Below are 20,666 nucleotides of genomic sequence, written 5' to 3'. Positions count from 1 at the left end.
AGACAGGAGGAAATGTTATGGAATTAATATTAAAAGCAAAAGACATTCGTGTGGAATTCAAAGGACGCGATGTTTTAGATATAAATGAATTAGAAGTATATGATTATGACCGTATTGGTTTAGTAGGAGCAAATGGTGCTGGAAAAAGCACTTTACTCAGGGTACTTTTAGGAGAATTAACTCCCCCAGGATGTAAAATGAATCGTCTGGGTGAACTTGCCTATATTCCCCAGTTGGACGAAGTAACTCTGCAGGAGGAAAAAGATTTTGCACTTGTAGGCAAGCTAGGTGTTGAGCAATTAAATATACAGACTATGAGCGGTGGTGAAGAAACAAGGCTTAAAATAGCACAGGCCTTATCGGCACAGGTTCATGGTATTTTAGCGGATGAACCTACGAGCCATTTAGACCGTGAAGGAATTGATTTTCTAATAGGACAGCTAAAATATTTTACAGGTGCACTGTTAGTTATTAGCCATGACCGCTATTTTCTTGATGAAATAGTAGATAAAATATGGGAACTGAAAGATGGCAAAATCACTGAGTATTGGGGAAACTATTCTGATTATCTTCGTCAGAAAGAGGAAGAACGTAAGAGCCAAGCTGCAGAATACGAACAATTTATTGCGGAACGTGCCCGATTGGAAAGGGCTGCGGAGGAAAAGCGAAAACAGGCTCGTAAAATAGAACAGAAGGCAAAAGGTTCTTCAAAGAAAAAAAGAACTGAAGACGGAGGGCGTTTAGCTCATCAAAAATCAATAGGAAGTAAGGAAAAAAAGATGTATAATGCTGCTAAAACCCTAGAGCACAGGATTGCGGCCTTAGGAAAAGTAGAAGCTCCGGAAGGCATTCGCAGAATTCGTTTCAGGCAAAGTAAAGCATTGGAGCTCCATAATCCATACCCTATAGTCGGTGCAGAAATTAATAAAGTATTTGGGGATAAGGCTCTGTTTGAAAATGCATCTTTTCAAATTCCGTTAGGAGCAAAAGTGGCGTTAACTGGTGGTAATGGAATCGGAAAAACAACTTTAATCCAAATGATCTTAAACCATGAAGAAGGAATTTCTATTTCGCCTAAGGCAAAAATAGGTTACTTTGCACAGAATGGTTACAAGTACAACAGTAATCAGAATGTTATGGAGTTTATGCAGAAGGATTGTGACTACAATATATCAGAAATTCGTTCAGTGCTAGCATCTATGGGGTTCAAACAGAACGATATTGGAAAAAGTTTATCTGTTTTAAGCGGTGGAGAAATTATAAAATTGTTGCTTGCTAAAATGCTCATGGGTAGATATAACATCCTAATAATGGATGAACCCAGTAACTTCCTTGACATACCAAGTTTAGAGGCTTTGGAAATACTAATGAAGGAGTACACCGGAACTATCGTGTTTATCACCCACGATAAACGATTACTCGAAAATGTAGCAGATGTAGTTTATGAAATTAGAGATAAGAAAATAAATCTGAAACATTAAATTTAAGGTAGTCGCTGGTCAGTATAGTCTGTTCTGGTTGGCGACTCCATTGTTAAAGAGTATAAAGACTTTAGATTTTATGAATATTAAAAATAGGAACAGTCAATTGAACTGCTCCTATTTTTCTGCTAAATATATTGTAGTTTTCTTATATGTATAATGATAGATTAGCGGATTCTCATCTACGGTACTTACTTCAAATATGAAGAAGTGATCGCGGTTATCTCTGGACTTTTCCTTATTGAGGACAAAGTAATTCTTACGTGAAGTCGCCATTGTTTTTAGGATATCATCAGTTAGGAAGGTCAATGGAATATTCATGTTGGAATAGCGGTAGAAGTCACATTCAAAATCTTGGTAGCTCTCGCTGTAGTAGTCCATTTGCAGTTGGTTACGCTGAAACTTAAGCTGATTCATAAAGCACCTCCTCAACAAGTTCAATACTAATAATGTCTTTCAATTTCAAATTGATGTGACCTGTTGTAGTTTTTATCAAAATGAAATCCTTATTCAGACTTGGTATTGTTCCAGTGTGGGAAACACGCTTGTTTTTTTCAATCACTTGAATGCGTGTGTGTAGCTGCCCAGCGTATACTTGACTGAGGAGTAATAATTTCTTCTCCATTGACAAATCTGACATGTACGTTACTTTGTTTGTATCATCAGAGAGTGCTGATGTATGCTCAGATAGGAAAAAGCCCATCCATTTTTGCATCTTTGTATCCTGGTACTCTCTTGCTGACTGAAATGGTAAGGATGAACGGTCAATCATTTTAATCCCTCCAATCCACCAGCGGAATGACCGCCAATAAGTTTACTGCGTTCAATATTTTAGGAACCTTCAGTTAGGACGGTTCCTTTTTGTATGGCTAAAAAGCCAAACTGTTCTCTGACAACATCAATAGCTGTCTGAAGTCTATTTTCTTTTTCAATTTCTTCTACATCATGCAAAATGAGGACAACCCTTTTACTACCAAGGTGTTCTGTGCAGAATGCGGTTCAGCTTTTGGACGTAAGAACTGGACGACCAGTCGTGGCAAACGTAAAGTTTGGCAGTGTAACAACCGTTATAAGGTAAAGGGACAGATTGGTTGTCAGAATAACCATATCGATGAGGGAACACTAGAGAAAGCTGTAATGATGGCAGTTAAACTACTGAGTGAGAATATGGATTTGTTGCATGGAAAGTGGAATAAGATCTTGGAAGAAAACCAGTTATTAGAAAAGCATTACAGTGTGTTACTGGCTGAATTGATAAATAAGGAGTGTTGGGAATATGATTCCTTTGAGATGTGTCAGGTACTAGATAGTATTTTGATTTCGGAGGATGGACAGATAACCGTTAGATTTTTGGAAGGAACAGAAGTTGATTTATAAGGCTGTAGGCATAGTATAGTTCACTATGTTTGCAGCCTTTTTTCTTGTTTAGTGGTATAATTATATGTAGGATTTTTTTAATATCGGTTACTTTTTATGAATTAACCAAAAAACTAAAATGGAGTTGTTTTATAATGAGATATTCTGAAGAAGCATTACAATCATGGATTAAGCCGTTATCTGCCACTGAAGAAACACGGGTTGAAAATACTATTGGAATGATTAAAGATGCAATAGAAAGGAGTGGGCTCTCTTCAAAGTATGAATATGAAATTTTTGCCCAAGGTTCTTATGCAAATAATACGAATGTAAAGAAAAATAGCGACATTGATATCTGTATCATGGTGAAATCTTTATTTTATTGTGAGTATGTAGATGGGTTATCGGACCTAGACTATAATTACTCTAGTAGCAGCACCAATGCTAATGTATTTAAAAACGAAGTGATTAAAGCGTTAATTTCAAAATTTGGTGCAGAATCAGTTTCTATTGGCAATAAGTGTATCAATATTAATTCTAACTCATATCACGTAAATGCAGATGTAGTCCCATGTTTTCAATATCGAAATTATAGATATATTGGTAGCAGGTCATCTGAAAAATTTGTTGAAGGCATCAAATTTTTTACCTCAAACGGAAATTATGAAGTAATTAATTATCCTAAAGTTCATATACAAAATGGTATCTCTAAGAATAAATCTACTCACTATAAATATAAATATTTAGTTAGGATTATGAAGCATATTAAGAACGAGATGCAGGAGCTAGGATTGACAAACGAACGCATTTCTTCATATTTGATAGAATGTTTGGTCTGGAATATACCTGAACAGATGTTTTTCAATAGTAATAGCTACACAGGGTTGTTACAGCAAGCGTTATATTACATAGTGTCTCAAGTGAATTTAAATTGGGTTGAAGTAAGTGGAATGTATTACCTTTTTCGTTCAGAGCAGAAATGGAATTTACAGGATACAAAAACTTTTTTAGTTAGAATGATTGAATTTTTGGATTATAAATAAAACTTATGAATGAACAGCAGAAAAAATTTTTGAATATTACAATATGGGTTTTTGCAATTTGCTTGTTATTAAGATTGTTAATAAGTGGCCAAGAGATTGCAGTGAATCTTAAATCTGATATTTTGGCATTGGTATATTCAGCCATTGGGTATATTGGTGAAGCTATATCAGTTACAGCAATTATTATGGCTATTTTTGAAAAAACAGCATGGCGGTGGCCATTACTATCTAAGATTCATAATGTTCCAATTTTATTTGCGAATTATGTAGGTAGTTTCAAGACGGACTATGATCAGAATGAAAGAAATTGTGAACTTACTATTGAACAGTCATTTACGACTATTAAAGTTAAGTTTAAAACGGGTGAAAGTTCGAGCCATAGCATTACAGCATCAATTATCAATGATAATGGAACACAAAAATTAATTTATACATATTTAAATAGCCCAAGGGCTGAATTGCAAAGTCCTATACATTATGGGACGGTAATTCTTGATATTGATAATCCAAATCAACTAGAAGGAAATTATTATACTAATCGAGGAACCAAAGGTTCAATGAGTTTTGAGATAAACAACCCTTCTCGCTAGTTGGATTTGTAAAGATTTAAATAAAGAAAGAAGAACTAACTATCGGAAACTTGGCATAGATGTAACAATACTGTATATTAACGAAGCCGTAAATACTCGCATTAGTTACGTTTAATAGTTTAATACGGATATTCAGCAGCTTTGATTTCGTTTCACAGTATAGGTAGTAACCGTCAAGACATGTTGAGTGCGTGAGTTTGTTAGTGAAACGTGCTTAATCCTCAAAAGGTTCACCCAAACCTTTTGAGTCCCACAAACGCATCATGTTGAGGCAGTATCACTGCTTGTACAAGCTGAGACATCAGCAAAGTAGAAGCAGATTTCCGCCCATGGTATAGCTGTCGTAGAGTGAGGAGTTTACGACGAAACGATACGGTAACAGCGAAGCTCCTAGTGTGTAGTGTTGCTCGTAAAAGCCTAGAAATCTTGATATGAATCAATAATGTAAAGCCTTGAATGTAAGGCTTTTTTTGTATTTTTGTGATAAAATATAGGTGGTTATAATCAAGACCAACTAATAAGCAGTAACAAATATTACATTTAAAATAATCAAGATATGGAAATGAAATGACAGAAATTGATAAAAAGAATTTAAAAAATTATCTTTATTGTACATTTGGAATTACTTATATAACATGGGGGCTTCTCGCCATAATTACGCAATCTCATATTTTGGGATTAGAAACGATTATAGGGAGAACACTACATATAGTAGGCGCACTTGGTCCAGCTATTGCAAGTGGTTTTTATTTGAAAAGTAATAATATAAAATTTAAACATTTTGTATTTAATAAAAGAAAAAATAGTAGTATTTATTTCATTATTCATTTGTTAGCAATTTTGATACTATTCTCAGTATCTTCCTTAGAATTAAACGGAGTATCAATTTATCTAATGCCGCTATTCTTTATACAATTAATTTTTTTTGGTGGTGGACATGAAGAATTAGGATGGAGAGGTATATTACAACCGTTACTTGATAAAAAATATACTTATTGGCAATCTAATTTGATTGTAGGATCAATTTGGGGGATTTGGCATCTGCCTTTATGGCTTATAGTTGGAGAAAGCCATAAAGGATTTCCTTTTATTTTATTTTTTATATATACATTATTTTTAAGTTTCGTTTTAGGGCTTCTTTATCGTCAAACGAAATCTGTAGGGTACTGTCTATTATTTCATGCGTTCGCAAATTTGTTAAATCTCTATTTTGTGTTGAAGATTAATCTTTCTTTTATTATCATTTTTATTGCTTATTTAATTTATACAATATTGGCGAGTAATAGAATTAGTAAGGAAAAGAATTTGTATCCAAAATAACTGGCTATACTCTAGAAAATGAAGATGATTTTGTTCAAGGTTATATAGTAGAAATAACGAAAATCTATATGAAAGGTTTAGAGTAAATATGAGTCTCTTATTTGAAGAATTTAAAACCATTTGTTTCCATTTAAATCGAGTCGGAATTACACCGACACTGATGGGCTCTTTGGGATTTGAGTTTAGAACGAAAGAAAATTGGGGGCCGTCTGACATTGACATTCATGTACCTGGTGACCCTAGAGGTTGGGAAGCACCTGATCATCTCAGAATTTATGACTGGGACAAGATAATGAAAGTGATGAAAGACTTAGGCTACGTCTTAATAGATATTCATGAGCATGAATTCCAAAAGGATGGTCTGAGCGTTGAATTCGGAAGTATTGATTCTTTACCTGATTTTGCAAGAGTTTCGGAATTGGATATAGAGCTGATTCATCTCGATGACATCACTTTTCGTCTTCCAAGCTTGGAACAGTTTTTAAGTATTTACAAGGCTTCTTCCCAAGATTCTTATCGAAATGAACAAAATAACAATAAGGATTTTAAAAAGATCGAGTGGCTGGAAAGACATTTGTAAATTATCATATGAAAAGTAGTAAGTTGTAAGACTGGTTGTCATGTTATTTTTATTATCATTTTTATTGCTTATTTAATTTATACGATATTGGCTAGTAATAGAATTAGTAAAGAAAAGGATTTTAAATTATAGAATGGATGATGTTTCTTTTGGAAGAAGTGATCAACTTTCCGTTCCACAGTATCATTTTAAAATGTTTTTATTTGCCTTTTGTTTATTAGTATAAAAGCAGAATATTACCACATTGTGAGACAATTGTGTTGATGTCAAGGGTTGTACCTATTGCTTAATTAATGTATTGAAATGAAAGGATTTCTAGCAAGTAAATTGAAGTTACTAGGAGGGCAAAATGTGTAATGTTGATTTGGAAAAACACCTTGATAGAATTGGGATAGCTTATGAAACGAGTGCCTTTACAGACGGTATTCGACCTGAGTCAGAGGAGGATATAAAAAAGTTTGAAGCAAATTATGCCTCCATACCAGCAGAGTACCGCTGGCTGCTACTTAACCTAGGTGGTTGCTATTTGGTAGAACCATGGATTTTTAACTTGAAGGAGTTGGAGGAAAATTATACATACTTTGAAAAGGCATACGAGGAGTATATGAGTGAATGTGAAAACGGCCCAGTGTTTCCTATCGGAGGTTTAGGTGATGGAAGCATCGTATTTATAGACCTGAAAAGCGGTAAGGTTCGTGGATATAACAATGACTATGTTGACCTTGAGGAAATTGCGGAGAACTTTTCGGAACTTGTTTTAGATTTAGTAGAACAGGTAGAAAGCTTTTCTTGATACAATATATTCTATAGGGAGTATGTATTAAATGTTGCATCTACAATATGATTAAGATATGGAATGTATTAAGAAGGTAATTGATCGAAAAGAGAAATATGAATGTAGGAATTAGTGACATTTATCATAAGTGTGATAAAACCAATATTTGGACTGAAGAAGCAAATGATAGAGTGAAAAACAGTATGGTGGCAGGACAGACTTAGTTTGATAGATTCTAGTTTAGCGTAAAATATGTACAATGGTCATTATATAGATTTGGATTTAATAAAGAGGTTCACAATGAGATTGTTTGATAAGTTAAAATTGAATTAAAATGCTATAGTATTAGTTGTTCTATACAACTTAGAATTTGACGAGGTGTAGATTATGGCTTCAAGTAAAGAATATTTAGATTTCATTTTAGAACAATTGTCCGAGTTGGAAGAAATATCATATAGAGCAATGATGGGTGAATATATAATTTATTATCGAGGGAAAATCATGGGTGGAATTTATGATGATAGATTTTTAGTGAAGCCTGTCAAATCTGCAATATCGTATATGCCGAATGTAGAATACGAATTGCCGTATGAAGGTGCAAAGGAAATGCTATTGGTAGATGATGTTGACAACAAAGAATATTTAACTGGCTTATTTAATTCAATGTATGATGAGTTACCTGCACCAAAACCAAAGAAGAAGAAATAATAAAATCTCAGTTTATCTAGGTAATACCTTTTTACGATAACCTTTGCTATTGTTAAAAGGGATGTGGATATGTTCTCTATGACTGAGGATGTTGAACCGATATTACTGCTTCTTCAAACTGATTGAACAATGATGAACCTAGTGAAAATCCTACAGTAAGGAGTTCAAATATGAAATTCCATGAATTTGGGGATAAGGATTTGCCTCCTATCCTTCTCATACACGGTGGCGGTAGCTCTTGGTGGAACTATCTTCGTCAAGCTCGAATCTTGTCGGAGAAATACCGTGTTATTTTACCTACTTTGAATGGTCACGGCGAAGAATATCAACTCGATTATGTTTCTACTGAAGATTCTGCCTTGGAAATCTTGGACTTTATCAAAGAGAATTATGGGGGGAAGGTGTTTGCGATTGGTGGTGTTTCACTTGGTGGCCAAATTGCTATGGAGCTTTTGTCTTTAGACGGCGATATAGCAGAGAAAGTCATCATAGACGGTAGCCTCTGTATTCCTCAACCAAAGTTGGCTAAAATCAGCATCTTTCTAGTACGTTTATTTGGTAAACTGATGTTTAGTAAATTCTCATGTAAACTCCAATTAGGCATGATGGACAAAATCTATCCTAAACTCGCTTATCCAGATGAACTAAAAGCTTATTATTTAGAGGATCTGCCAAGGACGCCTATCAAAACATTAGTGACTATTTACAATACCTATATGGGGCGTTACAAACTGAAGGATACGATTTCTGATAGCAAGGCGCAGGTTCTGTATATTTATGGTGAAAAAGAATTGAACTGTGTGAAAGCATCGTCTAAATTATTTCAGCAACTGCATCCAAATACGATTTTATATGAAGCAAAGGGTTATAATCATGGCTATTTGTCAGCTTATCTGCCTCAAGAGTGGATTGATTTGGTTGAGCCATTTTTAAAGCGCGAATCATTGGAAATGTGTATTGAATCTGATATATAACAAGGAGGAATCTTATGCTAGGAGCAATAGTTGGAGATATTGTAGGTTCTGTTTATGAATGGGACAATATAAAAACGAAGAACTTTCCTTTATTTCGTGAGGACTGCTTTTTCACAGATGATACGGTTATGACCTGTGCCGTTGCTGAAGCCATTATGAATGGCGGTCAGAAGGATGACTTTATTGATGCCATGAAAAAATATGGTAGGATGTATCCCGATGCAGGTTACGGTGCAAGATTTGGCAATTGGATTGATGGCGACGATCGAGAACCTTATAATAGCTTCGGCAATGGCTCAGCAATGCGTGTTTCTCCATGTGCCTGGGCCATGGATTGTAGTTTTTGTGCACGAACGGGAGCCTGGCCGTCCAGAAGAGCTCTTGCACGACTTTCTGCAGAGGTGACTCATAACCATCCAGAGGGGGTCAAGGGAGCTATGGCGACGTCTGATGCTATCTTTATGTGTCGTTATTACTTTGGAGGTTACAGTGGCGACTATGGAAAACCGATCAACGATAATCCTACAGAGTGTAAGAGACTCATCAAGGAACACATAGAACAAGAGTATGGATATAATCTTTCTCAAACACTAGATGAAATTCGTCCTACTTATCGTTTCAATGAAACGTGTCAGGATACCGTTCCTCAGGCCATCGTTGCCTTTCTAGAAAGTACAGATTTTGAAGATGCGATTCGAAATGCGATTTCTCTTGGTGGGGACAGTGATACTCTTGCTGCTATCACAGGAAGTATAGCCGAAGCAGCTTATGGTATTCCTGATTGGATTAAGAAAAAAGCCTATACCTATCTAGATGAGCCTTTAAAGGATGTCCTCAGACGATGGGAAAGGGAAGTTGGCTGAATTTATAGAAATAAGGCTAGCGCTCGATAATAGTTAAATTTCTAAGACCAGATGGAGGTGAAACGAGTGATTCAACTTAGCGGTTTAAAAAAAGAGAAGGAAAATGGGTTAATAGACTATCACCACTCATCTGATAAGAGGTTTGAAAATATAAGTACAAAAGAAGGTACAATCATTGGCTGCCATCAATCTCAGAAAAATAACTTAACTTGGTTTGCTTATCGAAAAAGTAGCCATGAGATCCGGATTGAAGTGAGAGACGAAAAGAATCTTCAAAGTTCCTATTTAGATTTGGAAGATAGCTTTCTTGATTCTGAGGTGACTTTTAAGAGCTTCTCTGATAGTAAAATCATCGTTTCATTAACAGCGGGACAGGACGGCTCACAGGATTTTTGCCTTGAATTATTGAATCGTGGGCTGAGTATGAGACATAAATTTCCACGAGATTTAGCGTATGTTTTTACGATTGACGAGGAAAGTTCGTTGTTGGTAAATTTTTACACAACTGAAATTTATAAAATAACGAATCATGATTTTCAAATAAAGTCTAGCCAACGATTTTCAGTATTTGAAAATGACGGGTTATCAAACGTTTGGAAGATTAACAATTCTTATGGTGTATTCTCTACAACGGAAGAAAGATGGTTCGTGTTTCGTTTAAAGACATTAGAGCTCATTGATGAAATGGTACTAGATAAATACCCAGGAGAATCCTCTGGGATAGACACGCTCTTTCAAACAGGGAATCAATTGATTTTTAGATGCTATCATTACAATAACGGAACAAAAGAAGTTGAATACATGAGTGTGGAAAAGCGTGATTTGGAGAGCGTAATTGAAAAAACAAGCTAGGAGGGGGATCGATGCTTATATTGGAATTGTATCAAAATCATTATTCAAAAGATTTGGTTGCTTTTGATTCTTTAGATGAGGGTAAAGCTTTTGTAGCTCAAATTCCTGGTTATACTTTAGAAACAGAAGATGGGTTTGAAGTGGAGTATTTTAACCCTAAACACTTGCCGGATTATATGGAAATTATCTATAAGGGAAATATTGTGCCCTTTTCTAAGTTTATGTTCAACTCTGAGGAAAATGTGGACATTATTTGGAAAGAAATTTCGAATCTATCCGTAAAAAACGATCAAGTAATCGAAGGGTATTCAAAAATAGATGCCTATGTCATTAACAACAATGAAGTCAAAGCTTATGTCGAAGCAAGAGAATCCAAGTATCGTCAGGCAAAATCTTTCTTAGAAAGCAAAGGGTACGAAGTCGATAGAAGCTTTTTTGGAAGTGAAGACGGCGAAGCGATTCTCTACAGAAGACGAGAAACCGAAGATTGGCACTTCTTGTGTCACTTAGACCCGCTGTTTGTAGAGATTGAAGATGTAGAGCGATACGTGAAAGAAGAGATGAATGCTATTCAATAGCCAACCAAAGTTCGTTTTGAGTTGCTATCACGTTTTGTGTGAGCTGATTGACCATCAAATAGTAAACCTTTAGCATTGCTAGTTTCTTAAGGAGAAATATCTATCATGAAAATGGAAATCGCTAAAACCTATCTTGTAAAAAAAGATATTTTTGGTTTAAAAAAAGATGAACTTTGGACCTTAGTTGACAAGGGTTATCAGGCTTATTTTGGTGAACATAATTTCGTATTTGTCAATGATGAGAAAGTGAAGGTATTTGCAGTTTTACAAGATAGTTCAGAAGAAGATATGCAAATTTACCATCATCTGGATGACTATCTTGAAGAAGTCGCTCACGAAAATTTCTAAAGAATGTGAGATGCAAATTGAAAATTCTCGCTTTTAAAAAGTTTACTGAAATATTTTTGTGGGAAATCATAATTTTTAATATATTTAGTGAGAAAGATAATGGATAAAGAATTTTATATGACACCAGATTCTGAAGAAAGCAATCTTGTCCTGAAACAGGCTTTGAAAGAACTAATCGAAGATATGTACGAAAAGAATATAATATCAGGTTTGTTAGAGGATGGTATAGATAGTCAATCTTTTGAGGAACTTGTTCTTTCTTTAAGGGATAAACTTAAAGAATGCTATCCTAAAACGAAGCTCAAACGAATGATGAAGAGCATCCATTATGCGAATGGTTTTGAAGATAAATCTTTAAAAGAAAGTGCTTTTCTCTTGGATGAGATTGAACAGTATCTTAGTAGCAATCGCTTTCTTGATCATGATCAAGCGGTCAAGTATTTTAATGACAGAATTACTGCTGATGACTTTGAAATCAATCCCCAATCTCTAGTTTTAATCATGATTGAAAGTTTGCATTGCTGAGAGAAGGTGTATAGGATATTGAGAAAATATGCGTAATGATAATAAAAGAGAAAGGTATAGCTATGTCTTATGATTTAGTAGTATTTGAGAAATCAATCGCACCAGCTAGTAAAGCTGAATTTTTAGAATGGTATGAGGAGCAAGTGGAGTGGAAGGAAGACCACGATTATGATTCAATTGAAGTTAGTTCAAGCAAACTAAAAAGTTGGTTTCTGGACATGATAAAACTATTTCCTCCTATGAATGGTGACTTTGATATGGATGATGCTTTAGAGAATGACCAAGAGCTGGAAAGTCGTTTTACTGACTACAGTATTGGTAAGAATCTTATCTATGCAGGATTTGCATGGTCACAAGCAGAAACAGCCTATAATACAATGCTCATATTAGCCTTAAAACATGATGTGGGATTTTTCGATGTCAGTGGTACTGGGGCAATTATCCTATCTGAAACTATCAAGTTAGATTAAAAGATGAGCCAGGTTAGTTCTTAGGAGATTTTATGATTTCCATAGCTTCCTAGCATATGTATTTATTAACCTTTTTACAGGGAATTAATTTTGGGATAGACGTCCTTACAGAGGCAAGACCGATTATAAAAAAACTAGACTGAAACCAAGGTGAAAACCGTCTGGTTCAGTCTTTTTTTCTGTTAATGTAGTATAATAAAAGGTGTAGAGATTCAATTTTTTAATAGGATTATTCTAAGAACGAAAACATTTAGAAAGAGAAAAAATATGAAGCAATCACTTGAATTTTTAAGAGAAAGAATCACCGATAAAATGCCCTTGGAGGATATGGTCGCAATCTTTGAAGATTTGTGTCGTGAGCCAATTGATGATGAAATGATTTTGTTTGAAGTAGGGACATTTACAAGTATATCTGATAAACCCTTGTTTCAACTATCATTAGTAAGGCAAGTCCCTGATGAGGATGAAGAGTTTTATCAGGTTCACCTCGATGTTTTCTATGAAGCATGTCAAGAGAATGAAATATTTCATGAATCAACCTGGGATGAGGATTTAGAGGAAAATATTTTTGACTACATTAGAAATTCAGAAGTATTTGCCTATGCTAAAGAACAGGAATACCTAGCAGTCAAAATGTATCTTGAAGAAACTTAAGAAAGCTAGTTAAAGTAAGGAAATCTAATGACAGGAGAATTATAAATGAATAAAATCATGGTAATCATCAATCCAACCTCTGGTGGCGAAAAAGCTTTGGATTATAAGGTGAAGCTGGAGAATAAAGCTAGAGACTATTTTGAAGATGTGGAGATTAATATTACGGAAAAAGCGCAAGACGCCACAAACTTTGCAGAAGAAGCGTCTCGGGAGCACTATGATGCAGTTCTTGTATTCGGTGGAGATGGTACTGTTAATGAAGTAATTTCTGGTATCGCGGAAAAAGACTACATTCCAAAACTTGCGATTATTCCAGGAGGAACTGGAAATCTCATTACGAAACTATTAGAAATCGATCAAGATATTGACGGTGCGATTGACGAGCTTGATTTTAGTTCTACCAATAAGATTGATATCGGAAAATCAAATGGAAACTATTTTGGCTATATTTTTAGTATTGGTTCACTACCAGAAGCCATCCATAACGTTGGGATAGAGGATAAAACAAAGTTTGGCATGCTCGCCTATGCGATTAATACCATGAAGTCTGTGCTTACAGATCAAGCATTTAACATTACAGTTGAGACTGAGAATGGAAATTACATTGGACCAGCCAGTCATGTTTTAGTTCTCCTCACCAATTATTTCGCTGACAAAAAAATCTTTGATGAGGACAAAGATGGTTATGCTAATATTTTGATTTTAAAAGATGCATCTATTCTTACCAAATTGTCAGTTATCCCTGATTTATTAAAAGGGGATGTTGTCGTGAATGAGAATATCGAATATATGAAAGCTCGTCACATCAAAATCTCTTCAGATAGTGAATTAGAAACGGATGTTGATGGTGACAAATCTGATGACTTACCAGTAGAAATTAAGGTACTAGGGCAGCATATCGAAGTTTATTCTCAACCGAAAGAATAAAACTTTTGAAAAGAATAGTAGATAATAAAGGAGCTGATGATGATGAAGATTTTAGTAATTAATTCTATTTCGTTTAAAAAAAGAATGATTGAATTACTATTTGATTATCTTTTCATTCTAGCTTATTTAGTACTTCTGTTTTTAGGTTCGATGCTTATTTACATTATTCTTTTTAATGGCGTCCCAGAGTTCACAGAAATTCAGTCGCAGTGTCTTGTTTTTTTTACCTCTGTTTTGCCAATCACTCTACTTTTTACATTCTTAGATTATACAAAGAATGGGAGTTTTGGGAAGGCGAAAGCAGGACTTCAATTGGTTTACAAGAAAAAAACAGTGCAAGCTAGCTTGATTAGAAACACCATTAAATTTTTACCTTGGCAAATAGGTCATATGGGCACGATACATGGTTTCTATAGTGATTTTGATTTCTTATCTGTTATCCTCTCGTTTTTAGCTACTCTCCTCGCAGTTGCCTTACTAGCAATGAAGGTTTTCAGGAAAGATAAGCGACATCTAGGTGACCTTATAGCTCATACACAGGTACAGCTAAAAGGTGATTAAAATTAAATATTTCATAGTTATTTCAATTATTAGGGAGCGTGCTGTGTGCCAGCTTCCTTTTTAATGATTTAAAATTACTTTCTTAGCAAAATGCTTGGACTTAAAATAAATTTGAACTATAATATAGGAGAAGCTAATCGACTTGAAAAATCTTAGTTAAAAAGGAAACATTTTATGAAAGTATCTAAAAAAATTAGATTAATGAGCTGCTGTGGTTTAGCTATCTTTACTTTAGCTGCCTGTAGTACAAACCAAAACCAATCTATGGAACAACAGAATGGTTCAACTACTAAGTTGGTTAGCTCAGATAAAGAAAGCTATAAAGGAACCTATAGCAATCTCAATAGCAAGGCAAGCGAAGAAGAAGTTCGAAAAGCCTTGGCTGCACATTTGGATAAGGACAGTGTGGATGCATTTTTCAACCTTGTAAATGATTATAACAATACTGTCGGTTCAGTTGGATTAACTGGAGATTTTTCTACCTTTACAAAAACAGACTATGATGTGGAAAAAATTAGTCACCTATGGACTCCCAAAAAAGGTGATTTTGTCGGTACTAACTGTCGTATTAACAGTTATTGCTTATTAAAAAATTCCATCGAAATTCCTAAGTTAGAGAAAGATGATTCCCTCTTGTTTGTCGATAATGACGCCATTGATAAAGGAAAGGTCTTTGGTACAGAAGATAAGGACGCCTTCGATATTTTATTCTCAAGAGTCAAGACCGAAGCAACGACAGATGTTAAGGTTCATGCAGCAAAGATGGAACAATTCCTCTCTCAATTTAAGTTTAATGAGAATGCAAGAATGCTCTCCGTAGTTGTCCATGATGACTTAGATGGTCAATCTCTCTTTATAGGCCATGTTGGGATTCTTGTACCAAGCGAGGATGGCTACCTCTTTATCGAAAAGTTGACCTTTGAGGAACCTTATCAAGCCATCAAATTTGCGACCAAGGAAGATTGCTACAAATATTTAGATACAAAATATGAAAACTATACAGGTGAAGGTCTAGCTAAACCATTTATTATGGATAATGATAAGTGGGTTCAATTTTAAAGGAAGGCACTGAATTGGAAGAAGTACTGACATTCATAATTTTTGTCCTAGTCGGAGTATGGGCTGTTTGGGTTATCAAAGGAAATCAGCAGAGACCAAGAAAAAATGAGAGGTTTATTGGTTATATCAATCGATACGATGAAGATGGAGAACCTTACCAAGCTGAAGTTTGGGAAGTGACAGAAGATGAGGAGTAGACATATGGAATTACAAGATTTTACAGAAAAAGAACAAGAAATGATTAAAAAGGGACTAACTTTCTCTAAGCTGAACGATAAGGAAACAGCCGATAAGATTATCGCCTTAATCCCTCAGGATATGATTAAACTGATTCCATTTTTTGTTAGAAAACATGCCATTACTCGTACTGTTAAGAGAATCTCGCTAGAGTATCCAGAGTTGTATGCTGTAGCTGAACAAGAAGGCCAACTTCCTGAAAAAGAAGCCCAAGAATTGCGCCAAATTCTTACAGATATTTTCCAAGAAAAAATGAACAAGCATAAGATTAAATAAGTTTTGAGATTTATCAATAAGGTGTCGATTGAGCATTAGGAGTTTAGTATGGCTATTGATGGCGTTAAAATCATTGACAGTGATCAAGGTTATGATATTTATAATGAAGTAGTCGGTCGCTATAGAGACGGTGATCATGTGTCCGATATTATCAAGGATATCCTCGATGCAGAAAAAGATTACTGTCAAACAGACTTTTTTACAGAAATTTATTGGACTGCTCTTGCCTACTCACTGTGGAAGATTGGTCACCTGACAGACGATATCAGAGATAAAACCTTGGAGCTTATCAAAAAAGGGGCTGATCCATTTTGGTTGGAAATAGATTCAAAGGCTTTGAAGCAAAGGCAAAAGGTCTTGTATAAACTTGCTATCCAGTTGAAAACTGAAAATCCTAGACCTCTAAAGGTCCTCAAGACCAAAGCTAAACGCAAACCCTACTTTGTAGAAGGGGATCTCCTTGCTGTTAAGTTCAAAGACCAGTATGGTCTTATCTTTGTATCTATGGTTGATCAGAGTCCTAGAAAGCTTGAGTATCATCTGGCTTGCACGCGCCTCTTACAGACAAAAAAGCCCACCATCGATGATTTTTTGACCAGTCAAATCTCCTGTAAGATGGAAAATACAAAGTTTGCTCTCGTTACAGACTGCTGGTTCAATCACAAAGATTTAGGGCAATTATTAGAAAATATTGAAAAAATTGGACAGGTGGAACTCAGACCTTTTAGTCTTTGGATGCTGGCACCTGCCCAAAATTTAGAAGATATTTATCAAGAAATCACTAGAGATAAAGGTTCCTCTGGCATTCGATTCATCGAAACCTATAAACTTGTCGACGATATTTTTCCAGTTTAATGCTTATGTGATAAAGGGGGAGATGGTCAATCATTCCCACATGCTGTGCTGGGCTCTAACACCATAGCTATCTAGGGAACCATCTGAATTGAACTTGGATTCAATACGGTACCTTTTCCAGAGGTCGTAATCTGCTGTTTGGATGGTTAGGATAAAGTTGGTATCCTTATCAGAGACATTATAATCAGCAGGATTGACTTCAAAGATATCGATAAATTTTCGTGTTTGAAAGTCTTGGAGCTTGAGATTTGCTAGCTTGATATGATTGATGGAAATTTCTTCTAGTTGATTACTATCCTTAGGTGTTCTGTAATAGGTGATGACACAATTTTTGAGCTGATCAGTATCTTTACCTGTGGGAGTGAGGCTCATAAAGCCAAAGGACTGATTATCCCGCTTGACTTCGAGAAGCTGACCGTAGTAGAAGTGGTCGTTTTTGGGATTGGTGATGGAGCTCTCTGCGCCTTTATCTCCAAAGGTATAGCCTTGGTCTAAAAGCTCGGAAGCCTTGGTCTCCCCGATAATGATAGTGGTATCTTGAATGGTTACTGGAACAGGTTGAGCTGGAAGGCCACTCATCATCATGCAAAACATAAAAACATAACTCGTTAAAAAAGCTGTCCCGATAAAAGCGTTGGTTGATGCATAGACATGACTGTTATGAAAGTTTTTTCTTATAGCTAGTACAACAAATTTTCCAAGACTTTTTAAAACCATACTAACAAGTACGATGAAAAATTGTTTTTTCAAACATTCATAAATGGCTTGAGGAAAGCTATTAACATGATAGTAGAAACCAGCCAATACGAGTAGATTTACGATTAAATAGATCAGCAAGAACCAATGAATCTCTTTAAGGGCATTAGCATCAGTGATTTCTTCATAGTCGACGTGAATTCTTCCTTGAACAGCTTGGCCAAGTTTATAAATCCATTTGGGAATGTCTTTGCCTTTTTTAACCGCAACTACAAGTCTAATATAGAGATAGATGCTAAAGGACAAGGATAGAAAGAAAAGAGCATAAAAACCTAAAACAATACTAGTGAACATGACTACTTCCCCCTATTAACATTCAATAAAACAATTTCTTAGCTCCATTATAGCATTTTCTAGGGAAATAGAGCTAAAAATATCCGTATGATACTAACTGATTAAAAGGAGTAAAATCATGGGAATGATTGCCAATTATCAATATTTACCAGACGATGAATTTAAACAATTAAAAGGTCTTTCCAATCAAGAAGATGACTCGTTAGATTTTGCTGAGGATTCCTCTGATAGTCATGATATCTTAATAGATATCGACAAAATGTGGGATGCCTTGGTCTTTGTCTTGACAGGTTTTAGTAGTTCAGAATTTTTGGATGATAATCCCTTGAGAGAGGCTGTTTTAGGGGTGACTCCTCTAGAGGATGTATCTGAATATATCGCCTATACTGAAAAAAACAGGATAGCCGAGATTGTAGAAGCTTTAGAAAGTTTTGACATGGATAGGGCTATGACTGACTTTAGTATGGAAGCCTGTAAGAAAGCCGACTTGTATCCTGATATTTGGGATTATCTTGAGGAAGAGGAAGAAATCAAGGATGACATTTTAACCTGCTTTGTAAATATGAAAGAGTTTTACAAAAAGATTTTGGAGCTCAATGGAAATGTCCTTGTTACCATTTGTTAAGATTTTATGTCATCCATTAGAAAGGTAGTTCCATGAATCCATTTCTACAAAAGTATATCACTTTAAAAAAGCAATATCTGGACCAAGATGGAAAGCCTTCAAGTGTTGCGGCTCTCTATGATTTGGCTGATGAATTAGCTAAATCTGATGATTTAGAAGCTAAGAAAGTCTTAGTTGACCTCTATGAACAATTGGGTCTCTACACTAGTGCCTATAGCTTATTTACTGAAATTTTAGACAAACCTGATCGAAAACAGATAAAGAAACTGAGCCGTTTACAAGAAATGAGTCAGAGTCATGGCAATCGTTTTGCCCTTCCTCGTCCTCTAAGAAAAGAAGAGAAGAAGCAAAGACAGGACTTGTTAAAAAATTTGCCTCATTTTCTCTATCATCCAGATCCCTTGGCTACAGGTTCATTTGTTGAAGGAGAAGCTAAGGTTTGTCCATCTTGTGGGAAAGAAAGCAATGTTTATTATGCCCTTATACCTTATAGTATAGAGGATATAGAATACCTTTGTCCATTTTGTATTGCAAACGGTCAAGCAGCCAAAAAATTCGATGCAGAATTTATCCAAGATGCCGAGTGGCAGGGTGAATTGGATCCAGAAAAGAATCAGCTGCTTTTTTGTCAGACCCCAGGCTACTCTAGTTGGCAGGGAGAATATTGGCTTTCTTGTTGCCAAGATTATTGTGCTTACCTGGGTACAGTTGGAACTCGAGAATTGAAGGATATGGGAATCGCTGAGCAAGTCTTGGCAGACTATGAAGCGCGTGAAGAATATCAAGAGGTAGAAGACTACTTGGTCAAAGACGGGCCTATCTGTGGTTACCTTTTCAGATGTCTCCATTGTCAAAAATACCAGATCTGGGTTGATGCAGATTAAATCGAAATTTGATTCGCTATGAAAATTAAAGAGAAGACTATGGAAGAACTAGAATTATTCGAAGCTGCCTCCAAAGATTTATTTGATACTATGCAGGGATTTAAAGACAATCTATCTGTTCAATTTCCCTTATTAGATAGTGATAACTGGCAGTATGATAAGGGATTGATAAAAGTTTGTAGGGCTGATGAGTCAGGATTCAAAAAAAGATGTAGGGTCGGAATCAGCTACAACTTGAAAGTATCCCTATTAAACGAAGATGCCGAGCAAATCTGGTTACTGTTTAAAGACTGGTTCAATGCTAGCAGATTGAGTCTGGTTGAAAGAAATCCTAATAATGAGGATTTGGGAAGATATGTCTTTTCAGCAAGTTCCTCTCTAGGTGATCAGGTAGATTGTTCAATTTATTTACCTAATGAGTGGAATATCCCTCAGATTAGCTTTTCAGGCTATTTAACAGCTCGTTATAGGGCTTGTGAACTTGATAAATTGCGAGAATAAGAAGGAGGTTTTTAGGATGAGAAAGATTGATTGGGACAAGATAAAAACTCGCTTAGATGCCTTGCTGGTCATTGATGAGTATTTGACAGATCCGAGTGAGGATTGGCTCAGACTCGTGATTAAGACTGAGGAAGACTATGGACTCCGCTACCTTATTGACAATGGCTCTGGTGATTCTCTAGATGTGATTTTGACTGATAAAATGATTCTTATAAAAGGCTTTGATCATGAAAGTAGTTTAAGCCAGTTTGCTGCTGACGAGTGGAATCAAGACGTCATTGATGGTTTTTATAAAGGACTGGATGAGAAGTATATCTCGCTTTATTCCGAAGACCAAAAAGATGAAACAACCTTCTTTATCTGGTATGACGGTCACGCACATCAACAGACTTACCAAGACCAGGATGGCGGAGAATGGTTGCTTTCATACCTTTTTGATAGCTTTGAGAGATTTCATGAGTTTGTGACTGACTATTATGAAATTACCGTAGATAAAGATTTACTTAGGAAACTCTACATGGAAGGACAACTTTCAGACTTAGAATTAAAGCAATTAATCCAGGAGAGTTAAGAG

The 20,666-nt window shown here is 35.5% G+C and carries 28 protein-coding genes and 3 pseudogenes; 27 read left to right on the top strand and 4 right to left on the bottom strand.

The genetic code is table 11. From position 1 onward, the window contains the following. Nucleotides 1-17 precede the first annotated feature (17 nt). Nucleotides 18-1,481: an ABC-F type ribosomal protection protein Msr(D) gene (msr(D), locus tag NMM19_RS04840; RefSeq protein ID WP_254730220.1), complete on the top strand. Its 1,464-nt coding sequence runs from the start codon at nt 18-20 to the stop codon at nt 1,479-1,481. A gap of 117 nt (nt 1,482-1,598) precedes the next feature. Here the strand turns inward: msr(D) and NMM19_RS04835 are convergent, their stop codons facing one another. The 3 genes and pseudogenes from NMM19_RS04835 to NMM19_RS04825 all read right to left on the bottom strand — a co-directional run. Further along, entirely contained in the window at nt 1,599-1,898 is a 300-nt protein-coding gene (locus NMM19_RS04835; RefSeq protein WP_070697132.1) for a DUF5960 family protein, read from the bottom strand. Next, nucleotides 1,885-2,253 (bottom strand): hypothetical protein, encoded by a 369-nt coding sequence (locus tag NMM19_RS04830; RefSeq protein WP_000567198.1) that lies wholly within the window; start codon nt 2,251-2,253, stop codon nt 1,885-1,887. The genes NMM19_RS04835 and NMM19_RS04830 overlap by 14 nt, the downstream gene beginning before the upstream one ends. Further along, nucleotides 2,250-2,426, bottom strand: a pseudogene (locus tag NMM19_RS04825) (DNA polymerase); the annotation flags it as partial. The gene NMM19_RS04830 and the pseudogene NMM19_RS04825, both read right to left, overlap by 4 nt. Between NMM19_RS04825 and NMM19_RS04820 the strand changes: the two are divergent. From NMM19_RS04820 to NMM19_RS04715, 22 genes and pseudogenes are all read left to right on the top strand, one after another. Next, nucleotides 2,421-2,858: pseudogene (locus tag NMM19_RS04820) on the top strand (zinc ribbon domain-containing protein); the annotation flags it as partial. The pseudogenes NMM19_RS04825 and NMM19_RS04820 overlap by 6 nt on opposite strands. 134 nt (nt 2,859-2,992) lie before the next feature. Then, nucleotides 2,993-3,880 (top strand): nucleotidyltransferase, encoded by an 888-nt coding sequence (locus NMM19_RS04815; protein WP_001270697.1) that lies wholly within the window; start codon nt 2,993-2,995, stop codon nt 3,878-3,880. A gap of 5 nt (nt 3,881-3,885) precedes the next feature. Then, the gene (locus NMM19_RS04810) at nt 3,886-4,470 is read left to right on the top strand and encodes a hypothetical protein (protein WP_001005371.1); all 585 of its coding nucleotides are present in this window, start codon (nt 3,886-3,888) and stop codon (nt 4,468-4,470) included. Between the two features lie 567 nt (nt 4,471-5,037). Next, nucleotides 5,038-5,790 (top strand): CPBP family intramembrane glutamic endopeptidase, encoded by a 753-nt coding sequence (locus NMM19_RS04805; RefSeq protein ID WP_178895062.1) that lies wholly within the window; start codon nt 5,038-5,040, stop codon nt 5,788-5,790. Nucleotides 5,791-5,878: 88 nt separating this feature from the next. Next, nucleotides 5,879-6,370, top strand: coding sequence for a phosphoribosylanthranilate isomerase (locus NMM19_RS04800; RefSeq protein ID WP_178895061.1), 492 nt, complete (start codon nt 5,879-5,881; stop codon nt 6,368-6,370). Between the two features lie 39 nt (nt 6,371-6,409). Continuing rightward, a pseudogene (locus NMM19_RS04795) lies at nt 6,410-6,502 on the top strand (CPBP family intramembrane glutamate endopeptidase); the annotation flags it as partial. A 217-nt stretch (nt 6,503-6,719) separates the two neighbouring features. Continuing rightward, nucleotides 6,720-7,163, top strand: a complete 444-nt coding sequence (locus tag NMM19_RS04790; protein ID WP_178895060.1) for an SMI1/KNR4 family protein — start codon at nt 6,720-6,722, stop codon at nt 7,161-7,163. Nucleotides 7,164-7,532: 369 nt separating this feature from the next. Further along, nucleotides 7,533-7,853, top strand: a complete 321-nt coding sequence (locus tag NMM19_RS04785; RefSeq protein WP_178895059.1) for a TfoX/Sxy family protein — start codon at nt 7,533-7,535, stop codon at nt 7,851-7,853. A gap of 170 nt (nt 7,854-8,023) precedes the next feature. Next, a complete protein-coding gene (locus NMM19_RS04780) occupies nt 8,024-8,827 on the top strand; it encodes an alpha/beta fold hydrolase (RefSeq protein WP_178895058.1) in 804 nt (267 codons plus the stop codon). Nucleotides 8,828-8,841: 14 nt separating this feature from the next. Further along, complete coding sequence (locus NMM19_RS04775) at nt 8,842-9,690, top strand: ADP-ribosylglycohydrolase family protein (RefSeq protein ID WP_178895057.1); 849 nt, start codon at nt 8,842-8,844, stop codon at nt 9,688-9,690. A gap of 66 nt (nt 9,691-9,756) precedes the next feature. Then, nucleotides 9,757-10,542 (top strand): hypothetical protein, encoded by a 786-nt coding sequence (locus NMM19_RS04770; protein ID WP_178895056.1) that lies wholly within the window; start codon nt 9,757-9,759, stop codon nt 10,540-10,542. A gap of 11 nt (nt 10,543-10,553) precedes the next feature. After that, entirely contained in the window at nt 10,554-11,120 is a 567-nt protein-coding gene (locus NMM19_RS04765; protein WP_178895055.1) for a hypothetical protein, read from the top strand. Between the two features lie 105 nt (nt 11,121-11,225). Beyond that, on the top strand, nt 11,226-11,468 hold the full coding sequence (locus NMM19_RS04760) for a phosphohydrolase (RefSeq protein WP_178895054.1): 243 nt from the start codon (nt 11,226-11,228) through the stop codon (nt 11,466-11,468). 99 nt (nt 11,469-11,567) lie between these two features. Beyond that, a complete protein-coding gene (locus NMM19_RS04755; protein WP_178895053.1) occupies nt 11,568-11,993 on the top strand; it encodes a hypothetical protein in 426 nt (141 codons plus the stop codon). Between the two features lie 62 nt (nt 11,994-12,055). After that, nucleotides 12,056-12,463 (top strand): hypothetical protein, encoded by a 408-nt coding sequence (locus tag NMM19_RS04750; protein WP_178895052.1) that lies wholly within the window; start codon nt 12,056-12,058, stop codon nt 12,461-12,463. A gap of 267 nt (nt 12,464-12,730) precedes the next feature. Further along, nucleotides 12,731-13,117 (top strand): hypothetical protein, encoded by a 387-nt coding sequence (locus tag NMM19_RS04745; protein WP_178895051.1) that lies wholly within the window; start codon nt 12,731-12,733, stop codon nt 13,115-13,117. Between the two features lie 45 nt (nt 13,118-13,162). Then, nucleotides 13,163-14,044: a diacylglycerol kinase family protein gene (locus NMM19_RS04740; protein ID WP_178895050.1), complete on the top strand. Its 882-nt coding sequence runs from the start codon at nt 13,163-13,165 to the stop codon at nt 14,042-14,044. Nucleotides 14,045-14,083: 39 nt separating this feature from the next. Further along, the gene (locus NMM19_RS04735) at nt 14,084-14,605 is read left to right on the top strand and encodes an RDD family protein (protein ID WP_178895049.1); all 522 of its coding nucleotides are present in this window, start codon (nt 14,084-14,086) and stop codon (nt 14,603-14,605) included. A gap of 174 nt (nt 14,606-14,779) precedes the next feature. Then, the gene (locus tag NMM19_RS04730) at nt 14,780-15,664 is read left to right on the top strand and encodes a DUF4300 family protein (protein ID WP_178895048.1); all 885 of its coding nucleotides are present in this window, start codon (nt 14,780-14,782) and stop codon (nt 15,662-15,664) included. A 14-nt stretch (nt 15,665-15,678) separates the two neighbouring features. After that, nucleotides 15,679-15,861 carry a hypothetical protein gene (locus NMM19_RS04725; protein ID WP_178895047.1) on the top strand — a complete coding sequence of 61 codons (183 nt, stop codon included), beginning with the start codon at nt 15,679-15,681 and terminating at the stop codon, nt 15,859-15,861. 4 nt (nt 15,862-15,865) lie between these two features. Then, nucleotides 15,866-16,177, top strand: a complete 312-nt coding sequence (locus NMM19_RS04720) for a hypothetical protein (RefSeq protein WP_178895046.1) — start codon at nt 15,866-15,868, stop codon at nt 16,175-16,177. 48 nt (nt 16,178-16,225) lie between these two features. Further along, nucleotides 16,226-17,032 carry a hypothetical protein gene (locus NMM19_RS04715; protein WP_178895045.1) on the top strand — a complete coding sequence of 269 codons (807 nt, stop codon included), beginning with the start codon at nt 16,226-16,228 and terminating at the stop codon, nt 17,030-17,032. Between the two features lie 30 nt (nt 17,033-17,062). Here NMM19_RS04715 and NMM19_RS04710 read toward each other — a convergent pair whose 3' ends face one another. Beyond that, complete coding sequence (locus tag NMM19_RS04710; protein WP_178895044.1) at nt 17,063-18,082, bottom strand: hypothetical protein; 1,020 nt, start codon at nt 18,080-18,082, stop codon at nt 17,063-17,065. A gap of 118 nt (nt 18,083-18,200) precedes the next feature. Between NMM19_RS04710 and NMM19_RS04705 the strand changes: the two genes are divergently transcribed. The 4 genes from NMM19_RS04705 to NMM19_RS04690 are packed head-to-tail and all read left to right on the top strand — an operon-like array spanning nt 18,201 to nt 20,663. After that, nucleotides 18,201-18,707 carry a YfbM family protein gene (locus NMM19_RS04705; protein WP_178895043.1) on the top strand — a complete coding sequence of 169 codons (507 nt, stop codon included), beginning with the start codon at nt 18,201-18,203 and terminating at the stop codon, nt 18,705-18,707. 32 nt (nt 18,708-18,739) lie between these two features. After that, on the top strand, nt 18,740-19,591 hold the full coding sequence (locus tag NMM19_RS04700) for a CbrC family protein (RefSeq protein ID WP_178895042.1): 852 nt from the start codon (nt 18,740-18,742) through the stop codon (nt 19,589-19,591). Nucleotides 19,592-19,609: 18 nt separating this feature from the next. Next, nucleotides 19,610-20,092 carry a hypothetical protein gene (locus NMM19_RS04695; protein WP_178895041.1) on the top strand — a complete coding sequence of 161 codons (483 nt, stop codon included), beginning with the start codon at nt 19,610-19,612 and terminating at the stop codon, nt 20,090-20,092. A gap of 16 nt (nt 20,093-20,108) precedes the next feature. Then, on the top strand, nt 20,109-20,663 hold the full coding sequence (locus tag NMM19_RS04690) for a hypothetical protein (protein ID WP_178895040.1): 555 nt from the start codon (nt 20,109-20,111) through the stop codon (nt 20,661-20,663). The last annotated feature ends 3 nt before the right edge of the window (nt 20,664-20,666 follow it).

The sequence above is a fragment of the Streptococcus sp. CF8_St5-17 genome (assembly GCF_024295665.1).
Classification (GTDB): Bacteria; Bacillota; Bacilli; order Lactobacillales; family Streptococcaceae; genus Streptococcus.
This window is presented reverse-complemented; position numbering and strand designations above follow the sequence as displayed.